The organism is Flavobacterium sp., assembly GCF_035760125.1.
Classification (GTDB): Bacteria; Bacteroidota; Bacteroidia; order Flavobacteriales; family Flavobacteriaceae; genus Flavobacterium.
Genome location: NZ_DASTTN010000366.1, coordinates 1 through 11,115, shown reverse-complemented (window position 1 = coordinate 11,115; position 11,115 = coordinate 1). Strand labels below are relative to the sequence as shown.

At 35.6% G+C, this 11,115-nt stretch carries 12 protein-coding genes; 11 read left to right on the top strand and 1 reads right to left on the bottom strand.

Going from position 1 to position 11,115, the window contains the following annotated elements; translation table 11 throughout:
• Positions 1-76: 76 nt before the first annotated feature.
• The 5 genes from VFS71_RS13115 (at position 77) to VFS71_RS13095 (ending at position 2,805) form a co-directional block, all read left to right on the top strand.
• A complete protein-coding gene (locus VFS71_RS13115; RefSeq protein ID WP_326401755.1) occupies positions 77-850 on the top strand; it encodes a cyclase family protein in 774 nt (257 codons plus the stop codon).
• Positions 851-877: 27 nt separating this feature from the next.
• Positions 878-1,276 (top strand): GNAT family N-acetyltransferase, encoded by a 399-nt coding sequence (locus VFS71_RS13110; protein WP_326401754.1) that lies wholly within the window; start codon positions 878-880, stop codon positions 1,274-1,276.
• Complete coding sequence (locus tag VFS71_RS13105) at positions 1,276-1,626, top strand: DUF4260 domain-containing protein (protein WP_326401753.1); 351 nt, start codon at positions 1,276-1,278, stop codon at positions 1,624-1,626. The genes VFS71_RS13110 and VFS71_RS13105 overlap by 1 nt, the downstream gene beginning before the upstream one ends.
• Positions 1,627-1,632: 6 nt before the next feature.
• On the top strand, positions 1,633-2,001 hold the full coding sequence (locus VFS71_RS13100) for an MmcQ/YjbR family DNA-binding protein (protein WP_326401752.1): 369 nt from the start codon (positions 1,633-1,635) through the stop codon (positions 1,999-2,001).
• A gap of 108 nt (positions 2,002-2,109) precedes the next feature.
• Entirely contained in the window at positions 2,110-2,805 is a 696-nt protein-coding gene (locus VFS71_RS13095; RefSeq protein ID WP_326401751.1) for a PH domain-containing protein, read from the top strand.
• A gap of 59 nt (positions 2,806-2,864) precedes the next feature.
• On the opposite strand, the gene VFS71_RS13090 is transcribed toward VFS71_RS13095, so the two are convergent.
• A complete protein-coding gene (locus VFS71_RS13090; protein WP_326401750.1) occupies positions 2,865-3,710 on the bottom strand; it encodes an AraC family transcriptional regulator in 846 nt (281 codons plus the stop codon).
• Between the two features lie 173 nt (positions 3,711-3,883).
• Here VFS71_RS13090 and VFS71_RS13085 point away from each other — a divergent pair, with 173 nt between their 5' ends.
• From VFS71_RS13085 to VFS71_RS13060, 6 genes are all read left to right on the top strand, one after another.
• On the top strand, positions 3,884-4,795 hold the full coding sequence (locus VFS71_RS13085) for a dihydrodipicolinate synthase family protein (protein ID WP_326401749.1): 912 nt from the start codon (positions 3,884-3,886) through the stop codon (positions 4,793-4,795).
• A gap of 121 nt (positions 4,796-4,916) precedes the next feature.
• Complete coding sequence (locus VFS71_RS13080) at positions 4,917-6,503, top strand: aldehyde dehydrogenase (NADP(+)) (protein WP_326401748.1); 1,587 nt, start codon at positions 4,917-4,919, stop codon at positions 6,501-6,503.
• A complete protein-coding gene (locus VFS71_RS13075; protein ID WP_326401747.1) occupies positions 6,503-7,513 on the top strand; it encodes a 4-hydroxyproline epimerase in 1,011 nt (336 codons plus the stop codon). Before VFS71_RS13080 ends, VFS71_RS13075 begins: the two co-directional genes overlap by 1 nt.
• A gap of 30 nt (positions 7,514-7,543) precedes the next feature.
• The gene (locus tag VFS71_RS13070) at positions 7,544-8,779 is read left to right on the top strand and encodes an NAD(P)/FAD-dependent oxidoreductase (protein ID WP_326401746.1); all 1,236 of its coding nucleotides are present in this window, start codon (positions 7,544-7,546) and stop codon (positions 8,777-8,779) included.
• A gap of 3 nt (positions 8,780-8,782) precedes the next feature.
• Positions 8,783-10,075 carry an aminopeptidase P family protein gene (locus VFS71_RS13065; protein ID WP_326401745.1) on the top strand — a complete coding sequence of 431 codons (1,293 nt, stop codon included), beginning with the start codon at positions 8,783-8,785 and terminating at the stop codon, positions 10,073-10,075.
• Between the two features lie 102 nt (positions 10,076-10,177).
• A partial coding sequence (locus VFS71_RS13060) for a DPP IV N-terminal domain-containing protein (protein ID WP_326401743.1) occupies positions 10,178-11,115 on the top strand: 938 nt, incomplete at its 3' end.

Here is an 11,115-nt window from a genome sequence, read left to right as displayed (position 1 = left end):
TATTTGCAAAAAAATGGCGCTTCGGAAATAGTTTTTAATTTTAAACAAAAATATCCTAAACCGCTTTACTAGTTTTATGAAGACTACTATCGAACATAATGACCAAATTATTGAAGTTGACTTGTCAAAACCCATTGATATTTCGATCCCGTTAACCAATACTGATGAGAATCCGATTGCCTGGTATATAGAAAAACCAGTGATAGAACCCGTTGTTTTTGGCGATTGGATAGGAAAAGTTTCCGAAGGGAAGTCATCGACTAACTTCAATAATATTTTCTTCAACCCGCATGGGCACGGAACACATACAGAATGTCTGGGACATATTACAAGAGAGTTTTACAGTATTAATCAATCGTTGAAACAGTTTTTCTTTTTGGCCGAATTGGTTTCGGTTGTGCCTGAAATGCAGGGAGAAGATTTGGTGATAACCAGAAATCAGATAAAGAAAGAGTTGGGATCGAAAACACCGGAAGCCATAATTATAAGGACATTGCCTAATTTTAAAATAAAAAAATCACTGAAATATTCGAATACCAACCCGCCTTATCTGGCAGAAGATGCTGCGCTTTTCATTCGCGAAAGCGGAATCAAACATTTACTGATTGATTTGCCAAGTGTGGACAAAGAGCATGATGAAGGAAAATTGTTGGCACACAAAGCCTTTTGGAAAGTAAAAGATGTGCAAAATCTAAATACCGATGCACGATTGGACTGCACCATTACCGAAATGATTTTTGTAAATGATGAAGTGGAAGACGGAAGTTATCTGTTGAACCTACAAATTGCTTCTTTCGAAAATGATGCGAGTCCGAGCAAGCCTATTTTATATAAGCCTATAATCGTTTGAGAATAAATTGAATTAAAATATAAAGCCATGATTGTCGTTTCTACAGATAAACAAAAACTGAATGTTCCTTTTATCCAACATTTTCTAAAAGATATTTATTGGGCGGCTGGAAGAACCATTGAAGAAGTACAAAAAACAATTGATGCTTCAGTTTGTTTTGGAATTTATGTGGATGATGTTCAAGTTGGTTTTGGGAGGGTAATTACCGATTATGTCGTTTTTGCCTATATGATGGATGTTTTTATAGCCGAAGAACACAGGGGAAAAGGATATTCTTCAATTTTGATTTCGGCGATGATGGGAGAGCCTTCGTTGAAAGAAGTAAAAATATGGAGATTAGCCACGAGGGACGCCCATTTTTTGTATGAGAAATTTGGCTTCAAAGAATTGGCATTTCCTGAACGAATGATGGAAAAAATAGTATGATGCAAAAAGTTATAAAACTCGAAGAATTAGGATTGTTTATACTCGGTATTTATTTTTTTAATCAATTAGAATATGCTTGGTGGTGGTTTTTGGTTCTAATTTTAGTGCCCGATTTCTCTATGATCGGCTATGTATTTGGAGATAAAATTGGTGCTTTTTGCTATAATGTGGTACATCATAGAGGCATAGCGATTGCTTTGTATCTTGTTGGGATTTATTGTTCTAATGAGGTAGTTCAGCTTTCAGGAGTTATTTTATTTGCACATTCGTCTATGGACAGGATGTTGGGCTATGGATTAAAATATGAAACAGGCTTTAAGTTTACCCATTTGGGCGAAATCGGAAAATAAAAGAATATGAATCTAGAAACGTATTACGAATATTGCCTTTCTAAAAAAGGTGTAACGGAACATTTTCCATTCGACGAAGATACTTTGGTTTTTAAAGTGGGCGGAAAGATGTTCGCTTTGTCTTCATTACTCCAATGGGAAAAAGGAAGTCCTTCAATGAATCTTAAATGTGATCCCGAACGCGCCCAAGAGTTGCGAGCCGAATACGATGCAATACAGCCCGGGTTTCATATGAGTAAAATACATTGGAACACGATTGCCGTAAATCAAGATGTTCCTGATGCTTTGCTGAAAGAATTGATAGATCATTCGTATGACTTGGTTTTTAAAAGTTTAACCAAGAAAATTCAAATGGAAATTATCGACCCGAGGTAAAATATTTACCGAACAGGCGAAGCAATTAGAAAAATAGACATTACTTTTGTGCAACAATTAAAAAACGTAGCAACTCAGTTACTTAGTAACTCAGCAACATTATAAAAAATGAAAGATCAAATTAAAAAGTTTTTAAACGAAGAACAAGATCCAAAAGCGATTGAGAAAGTGACTTCAAAATTGCAGGATATTTTAATGAAAAATGAAGAAGTAGGTTATATTGCTGTTCAGAAAAAACCAGCATTGACCGTTCTTCCAGACAGTATTGTTATGACCAATAAAAGAATCATCATTTGTCAGCCTAAGAATTTAGGTTTGTCTATGAATTTTATTGATTACACTTGGGACGATATTGAAGGGACTTTTGTAAAAGAGAACATTCTTGGGTCTGAATTTTCTTTTTCTACCAAAACAGATATGCAGGTTTCAATTGATTATATTCCTAAAATTCAAGCTCGTAAAATATTCACGTATGCAAAAGAGCAATTGGATATCTTAAAAAATGGTGCAGCACAATCAGTAATCACCGATGAAATTGCTCCGACATTAATTCAAGAATCAGAATTAATCGAGGAAATGGAAACAGAAGAAGTGACTGATTTTGCTGAAATAATGCCTGTGGTTTCTAATTATACAGAACCTATCGCAGATAATACAACTGCTTCAGCTGAGAAAAGAACAAGCGAATTGACACAAGACGAACTTTTTGCAAAGCTTCAAAACTATAAAAAACTGCTTGATAACGGTTTGATTTTACAAGGCGAGTACGATGCTTTCAAAAAAGAGATTTTGAGTTATATGTAGTAAATCGGAAGAATCAAAAAAAAGGAAAACCCGACAAATTAATTAATTGTCGGGTTTTTTTATGCGTTTAATTTTCGATACTGTAAAGGAGAGCTATTTTTGATTTCTTTGAATTTTCTGTTGAAATTTGAAATGTTGTTAAACCCACATAACTCGGCTATTTCCAATACTGAAAGCTCATTTTTCTTTGATAATAATTTTCCGGCATGTTCAATTCTGATTTCTATCAGAAACTGAAAAAAAGACTTATTGGTTCTCACTCTAAAATAACGACAAAAAGCATTTTTGGTCATATTGGCTATCGAGGAAATTTCTTCAAGTGAAATGTTTTTTTGATAGTTGTTCATCACATATTCAAAGACATTTTGCATTCTTTTTCCCTCGTTATCCGTTATTTTTTTGTCATAGATATAACAAGAAAGAGGTTTTTTATCCGCTAGGTTAAGATTTTTTATAGTTTCTAAAAATGTAATAAAACGATCAAGTTCATTTTCTGTTTTGTTTTTTTTGAAACACTTTATGATTTTTTTTGGACTGTCTTTAATAATAAACCCGTTTTTGCAGTTTTCAAAAAAAGGTTGAATGGTTTTGAATGTGGGTAATTCAAAAAAATCTTTTCCGAAAGAGTTATTAGTAAAAAAAAGGGAAAGCATCACGGATGATTCTTCGGAGTTGATGTCACTTCTAAACACATGAGGTAAGTTACTGCCAATAACCAGAATATCTCCTTTTTGATATTGAGTTATGGTGTCTCCTACCAATAATGTTCCTTCTCCCTTTTCGATATAACTTATCTGTGTCTCTTCATGCTGATGTAGTTTGTTATAAAACATAAGCTCTCTATCTTCTTGATAGATAATTGATTCTGTACCTGTTTTTGTGATTTTAAATGGAAAAACTTTCATGAGTAAAACGTATTTAAACCAAATGTATATATTATTAAAAAAATGCGCAAATATTACTCTTATATTTTTGTATTAAATCCATAATGGATAATATAGTATTGTTTAGTGATAATTTATTAAAAGATTTTTGAGCGTCTTGCAGGTAATTTTGTCTAAACAAAAATTTAGCAATTATGAGTGTTCAATGGAATGGTGTAATGCCGGCAGTTACAACAAAATTCACTGCAGACGATAAATTAGACTTCAATATGTTTGAGGTAAATGTAAAAGCCCAACTGGAAGCGGGTGTAAGTGGGATCATTCTGGGAGGAACTCTTGGGGAAGCCAGCACATTATTGGAAGAAGAAAAACGCGAACTCGTAAGAGGTACCGTAGGGATTGTTGAAGGTTCGGTTCCAATTATAATGAATATAGCTGAACAAACCACTCGTGGGGCTATTGAAGCTGCAAATAAAGCCGAACTAGATGGAGCAAAAGGATTGATGATGTTACCTCCTATGCGCTATAAGGCTACTGATCATGAAACAGTAATGTACTTTTCTGAGGTGGCAAAAAACACTTCTTTACCAATTATGGTTTATAATAATCCGGTAGATTATAAAATTGAAGTGACACTGGATATGTTTGAAGAATTATTAAAATTTGATACAATTCAAGCGGTGAAAGAGTCTACAAGAGATATTTCAAATGTGACCCGAATTATCAATCGTTTTGGAGATCGTTTAAAGATTTTATCAGGTGTTGATACATTGGCATTAGAGAGTTTATTGATGGGATCACATGGTTGGGTTTCGGGATTGGTAGATGCTTTTCCTAAAGAAACGGTCGCAATTTATAAATTGGCTAAAGAAGGAAGAATTGATGAGGCATTAAAAATTTACCGCTGGTTTCTGCCTCTTTTAGAATTAGATATCAACGCACAATTAGTTCAAAATATTAAATTGGCTGAAGTGGCTACAGGCTTAGGAACGGAATATGTTCGTGCACCTAGATTACCTCTTCAAGGAGCCGAAAGAGAAAGAGTATTGGCAATTATCAGTGAAGGATTGAGAACAAGACCTGCTCTTCCTGATTTTGAAAAATAGTTTTAATTGGTTTTTTAGTTTGGTTAAAGTCGATTCAGAGATGGGTTTTTATAAATCAATCTCTTGATTCGGCTATTTTGAATTTTTGGCAAATAATGATTTGTAAATTAAAATTTAAGTAATGATTACAGGGAAAAATTATATCGGAAGTCAGCTGAAAGGCAACGGAGATAAAACATATAGAACATTTAATCCACAACTTAATATAGAGAATTTGTGGGAGTTTACAGAAGCAACTCATGAGGAAATAGAAGAAGCGGTTACTCTGGCGGATCAGGCATTTAAAATCTATAAAAATTGTTCGGGGCAGGAAAAAGCATCTTTTCTAAATGCTATTGCTGATGAGATTTTAGCTTTGGGAGATGAATTGTTGGAAATCTACTGTATCGAGTCTGGATATCCAAGAGGTAGAGCAGAGGGTGAAAGAGGCCGCACTATTTTTCAATTACGATCTTTTGCAGAGATGCTGAATGAAGGAAGTTGGGTTGAAGCGACCATAGACACTGCTGCTCTAGAAAGACAACCTCTCCCGAAAGAGGATTTGCGTAAAATGTTGATGCCGTTAGGACCTGTAGTGGTCTTTGGTTCCAGTAATTTTCCGTTTGCTTTTTCAACTGCTGGAGGTGATACCGCTTCTGCTTTGGCAGCGGGTTGTCCTGTTATTGTAAAAAGTCACTCAATGCATATTGGAACAGGTGAAATGGTTGCATCGGCAGTGATTAAAGCAGCTAAAAAGACCAATATGCCAGAAGGTGTGTTCTCAAATTTAATTGGTAGCGGAGTAGTTTTAGGAGCTAGTTTGGTAAAACATCCTTTGGTTAAGGCAGTTGGTTTTACGGGAAGCATTAAAGGAGGAAGAGCTTTGTTTGATTTGGCTTCCCAAAGACCCGAGCCAATCCCTGTTTTTGCAGAGATGGGAAGTATAAATCCAGTTGTTATTTTGCCAAATGCCTTAGAAAATGAAAGTCAAAAATGGGCTGCTACTTATGCTGGATCGATCACTTTAGGAACTGGTCAGTTTTGTACCAATCCAGGTTTATTATTGGCTATTAAAGGAGAGAATTTGGATAATTTCACAGCCCAATTAACTGAGGAAATGGAGAAAATAGCACCATCCTGTATGCTTCATCCGTCCATTAAAGCCGATTTTAATCTAGGAAAAGAGTTGTTGAAATCTCAAAAAGGTGTTCGTACAGCCATAGAATATAAAGGAAAGATAGCGCCAAACTATGCTCCCCAAACATTGCTTACAATTGAGGGGAAAACATTTTTGGAGAATCCAACTTTAAGTCATGAAGTTTTCGGTCCGTTTTCTATTTTGGTTCAGTGTGATGACGAAGTGCAGTTGGTTTCGATAATTAATCAATTGGATGGCCAGTTAACCGGAACTATTATTTCTGAAGATTCAGAGATTGGAAATTATATCAATGTTATTGATTCTTTGCAAAATAGAGTGGGAAGATTAATCTTCAATGGAGTACCTACGGGTGTAGAAGTTTGTCCTTCTATGATTCATGGTGGTCCATATCCAGCTTCTTCAGACTCAAGATTTACTGCAGTTGGAATCCATGCAGTGAAACGCTGGGTTAGGCCTTTTAGTTTTCAAAACTGGCCTGATAAGTTATTACCTTTAGAATTGCAAAACGAAAATCCCCTGGGAATTTCGAGATCAGTTAATACAATACAAACCTCTTTACCTATCCTGTAATGTCTAGAAAAACTTTTTTTTGCGTAGATGCACATACCTGTGGAAATCCTGTGAGAGTAGTTGCTGGTGGAGGTCCAAATCTTATCGGGGCGAATATGAGTGAGAAACGACAACATTTTCTCAAAGAATACGATTGGATTCGGAAAGGATTAATGTTCGAGCCTCGTGGTCACGATATGATGAGTGGGAGTATTCTTTATCCGCCAAGTATCCCAGAAAATGATTTTGGGATACTTTTTATAGAAACCTCAGGTTGTTTGCCCATGTGCGGACACGGAACAATTGGTACCATCACTATCGCTATCGAAGAAGGGTTGGTTACTCCAAAAATTCCAGGAAAAATACGAATGGAAGCTCCGGCGGGATTGGTTCAGATAGAGTACCAACAAACTGGTAAAAAAGTGGACTGGGTTCGTTTGACGAATGTCAAATCGTATTTGGCTGCCGAAGGATTGACTGTTGATTGTCCAGATTTAGGCGAAATTATTTTTGATGTGGCTTACGGCGGGAATTATTATGCTATTGTGGATCCACAAAAAAACTTTTCGGGAGTTCAGGATTTTACGGCTGGCAAAATTGTGCAATACAGTCAGGAAGTTCGCAAACGAATCAACGAAAAATATCCAGATTTATTTATTCATCCCGAAAATGATACCATCCGTGATGTGAGTCATATGCTTTGGACAGGAGATCCTTTAGATCCAGCATCTTCAGGTAGAAATGCCGTTTTTTATGGTGATAAAGCTATAGATAGATCTCCCTGTGGTACAGGAACCTCTGCTAGATTGGCTCAACTTCACGCCAAAGGGAAGTTGAAAAAAGGAGAAGATTACATTCATGAAAGCTATATCGGCAGTAAGTTTATTGGTAGGGTTGTGGAAGAAACTACAATAGGAAATATAAAGGCGATTGTTCCAAGTATTCAAGGATGGGCAAAAGTGTATGGATATAATAACATTATCATTGATGATGAAGATGACCCATATGCGTTTGGTTTCCAGGTAATTTAATTGAATATTTAAATTTATATTGTATTTATAATGAAGAAAGTAAGTGTAATAGGAGGTGGAATAATAGGGCTGTGTTCTGCGTATTATCTAGCCAAAGAAGGATATGAAGTAGTTGTTTTTGATAAATCGGATATGACAAACGGTTGTTCTTACGGAAATGCGGGAATGATTGTTCCTTCACATATTATTCCGATGGCACAACCAGGTATGATTGCTCAAGGAATGAAGTGGATGTTTGACAGTCAGAGTCCATTTTACGTAAAACCAAGATTAAGTTACGATTTGATAAAATGGGGGCTACAGTTTTACAAGCACGCTACGCCTCAACATGTGGAGAAATCAATGCCGGCACTTAGAGATTTGGCTTTGCTGAGTAAGGAATTATTTCAGGATTTAGACCGTGAAAAGCATTCGTTTTTCTATGAAGAGAAAGGATTATTAATGCTTTATAAAACAGATAAAGTAGCTGAAGAAATAGAACATGAGGGAAAAGAAGCGCAACGTTTGGGACTAGAGGTAGATTTTCTTTCTAAGGAAGCTGTTTCAAAATTGGAAACTGGAACTAGAACCGATGTTGTTGGAGGTGTGCATTATAAAAGTGATGCCCATTTGTATCCCCAAAAATTCATGCAATTTATCAAAGAGGAGCTGCAACGTATGAATGTTGTCGTGCATACAAATACCTTGGTAAAAGATTTTAGAATAAAAAATAATCGAATTACTGAAATGATTACTGATAAAGGGGATTTTCCAACAGATGAGGTTGTTTTGTCTTCTGGATCTTGGAGTCCCGAGATAGCCAAGAAACTAGATATAAATATTTCCATATTACCAGGAAAAGGGTATAGCTTTACACTGAATAACAGAACCGAAAAGCCTTCAATTCCGTCCATTTTATGCGAGGGAAAAGTAGCTGTTACCCCTATGAATACTGATATTCGTTTTGGTGGAACTATGGAGATTACCCATACTAATGATTTGAAAATAAATCAAAACAGACTTCAGGGTATTGTGAACAGTATCAATGAATTTTATCCCGACTTAAAAATTAGCAGACCAGAAGAAAAGGATACTTGGTTTGGTTTTAGGCCCTGTACACCTTCGGGATTACCAATCATTGTCAGAGATAAAAAAGTATTAAATTTGGTATTAGCAACCGGACATGCCATGATGGGATTGAGTCTGGCACCGGCAACAGGAAAAATAGTAACAGAAATTATTTCAAATAAAACTACTTCGGTTAATACTCAAATGTTTCAATTATAAAATATGCGATACGATAAAATAAATTCTTCCTTATTTATAGAAAATAGACAACGCTTTTCAGAAAAACTAAAAAATAGCAGCATTGCGATTCTCACTTCTAATGATGTCATGCCTACCAATGCCGATGATGTGATGGGTTTTGCCCAAAACAATGATTTGTTTTATCTCACTGGAATTGACCAAGACGAAACCATTTTGGCATTATATCCTCATGCTTTTAAGCAAGAAAACAGAGAGATTCTTTTTATAAAAGAAGTAACAGAACACAGCAAGATTTGGGATGGTGATTTTCTAAACAAAGAAGAAGCTTTCCAAATTTCGGGCATTAAAAATGTAAAATGGATTCATGAATTCGAAAAGACACTGCAACTTTTTGCTTTTGAAGCTGATACTTTTTATTTAGGACATAATGAGCATATAAAAAGAACTACTTTTGAAATGGCCACCAGACAAGATCGGATGATTCAATGGTGTAAAGAAAAATATCCTTTACATCAGTACGATCGAGTGGCCAAGATAACACGTGAACTCAGACCCATAAAATCGGATGAAGAGGTAAAGCTAATCAAGAAAGCAACTGCTATAAGTATAGAAGGATTCAAAAATCTTTTGAAAGCTGCGAAACCCAATTGTAAAGAATACCAATTGGAGGCGGAACTTATTTACGAAGTGATTAAAAAAGGAGGAACGCGACATGCCTTCAAACCGATTGTGGCTTCCGGGAAAAATGCATGTGCTTTGCATTACAATTCTAATGACGGTATTTGTAAAGATGGGGATATGGTTTTGGTTGATTTTGGTGTTTGTTACGGGAATTATAATTCGGATACCACCAGATGCCTTCCTGTAAACGGAAAATTTTCTCCTCGCCAGCGCGAGGTGTATCAGGCTGTTTTGAATTGTTTAAAAGAGGGTTCGAAATTATTAAAACCTGGTGTTTTATCAAGTGATTATGAAAAAGGAATGGCTTCCTTGATAGAAAAAGAGCTGATAGGACTTGGATTGCTAACCTTAGATGAGATTGCAAATCAGAACCCTGATGCTCCGGCCTACAAAAAATATTTTATGCATGGAACGGCGCATCATTTGGGATTAGATATTCACGATGTTGGTTTGTATTCTCGCCCGTTCGAAAAAGGGATGGTGCTTACCTGCGAACCTGGAATTTATATCCGCGAGGAAGGAATAGGATGTCGTTTGGAAAATGATTATCTGCTTACCGAAGATGGAAATATCAATTTATCAGAAGCAATGCCTATTGAAATGGATGAGATTGAGTTGTTAATGAAACAATAGATAATGTAACATTTTATGTTTTTTTAGGACTAAAAAAGTACATCAAAGAGAATAAACTTATTAAACCAGTTTTTGTATTATTAACTAAGACCATATAAACACATGAAAAAGATTTTCCTTATTTTTTATCTCTTTGCCCAAACCATGTTTGCGCAAAATACCATCAATATTGATAAACTAAACTGGTTACCGGAGTCCCATTCTTTTTGGGTGAATGAACAAGATAATATTGCAGTTTATGATGCCAAAAAACTAACAGAAAACAAAATAGTTTTGACAAAAGACCAAATGAAATCTTCGGGTTTTCAAGGGGAAGTTGAAAAGTTAGTTTGGAATTCCACTAAGACTAAAGTGTTGATTTACACTAATTCAAAAAAAGTTTGGCGTGGGAATACCAAAGGCGACTATTGGTATTTCGATCTTGCATCTGGAAAGGGCTATCAATTAGGAAAAGGATTAGACCCTTCTTCGTTGATGTTTGCTAAGTTTTCCAATGATAATATAAATGTGGCTTACGTTTCTAAGCACAATATTTATGTAGAAAATTTGCAATCACACGTAATAAAACAATTAACGAAAGACGGAACTGCTAAAATAATTAATGGAACTTTTGATTGGGTTTATGAAGAAGAACTCAGCTGTAGAGATGGTTTTAGATGGAGCCCTGACGGGAGTAGTATTGCTTTCTGGCGCGTGGATGCTACCGATACTAAATACCATTTGATGATTAACAATACAGATTCATTGTATTCTTATGTGGTTCCGGTTGAATATCCAAAAGCGGGGGAAAAACCATCATCAGTGAAAATTGGTGTCATTGATATAGCTTCTGAAAAAACAAATTGGTTAGCAATTCCAGGCGATGCAGATAACAATTATTTGCCAAGAATGGAATGGATTGGTAAAAATGAATTAATGATACTGCAATTAAACAGACATCAAAATCAAGCCACGATCTACAATTGCAACTCAAATACAGGCAAGGCGTCTGTAATTTATCAAGAGAAATCAAAACCTTGGATTGATGTTTTTGATATTTC

Excerpts from the sequence above, each read along its gene's own strand:
- VFS71_RS13105 (WP_326401753.1), top strand. The coding sequence starts at position 1,276 with ATGCAAAAAGTTATAAAACTCGAAGAATTAGGATTGTTTATACTCGGT.
- VFS71_RS13065 (WP_326401745.1), top strand. The coding sequence starts at position 8,783 with ATGCGATACGATAAAATAAATTCTTCCTTATTTATAGAAAATAGACAA.
- VFS71_RS13115 (WP_326401755.1), top strand. The coding sequence starts at position 77 with ATGAAGACTACTATCGAACATAATGACCAAATTATTGAAGTTGACTTG.
- VFS71_RS13070 (WP_326401746.1), top strand. The coding sequence starts at position 7,544 with ATGAAGAAAGTAAGTGTAATAGGAGGTGGAATAATAGGGCTGTGTTCT.
- VFS71_RS13100 (WP_326401752.1), top strand. The coding sequence starts at position 1,633 with ATGAATCTAGAAACGTATTACGAATATTGCCTTTCTAAAAAAGGTGTA.
- VFS71_RS13095 (WP_326401751.1), top strand. The coding sequence starts at position 2,110 with ATGAAAGATCAAATTAAAAAGTTTTTAAACGAAGAACAAGATCCAAAA.
- VFS71_RS13080 (WP_326401748.1), top strand. The coding sequence starts at position 4,917 with ATGATTACAGGGAAAAATTATATCGGAAGTCAGCTGAAAGGCAACGGA.
- VFS71_RS13110 (WP_326401754.1), top strand. The coding sequence starts at position 878 with ATGATTGTCGTTTCTACAGATAAACAAAAACTGAATGTTCCTTTTATC.
- VFS71_RS13090 (WP_326401750.1), bottom strand. The coding sequence starts at position 3,710 with ATGAAAGTTTTTCCATTTAAAATCACAAAAACAGGTACAGAATCAATT.
- VFS71_RS13085 (WP_326401749.1), top strand. The coding sequence starts at position 3,884 with ATGAGTGTTCAATGGAATGGTGTAATGCCGGCAGTTACAACAAAATTC.
- VFS71_RS13075 (WP_326401747.1), top strand. The coding sequence starts at position 6,503 with ATGTCTAGAAAAACTTTTTTTTGCGTAGATGCACATACCTGTGGAAAT.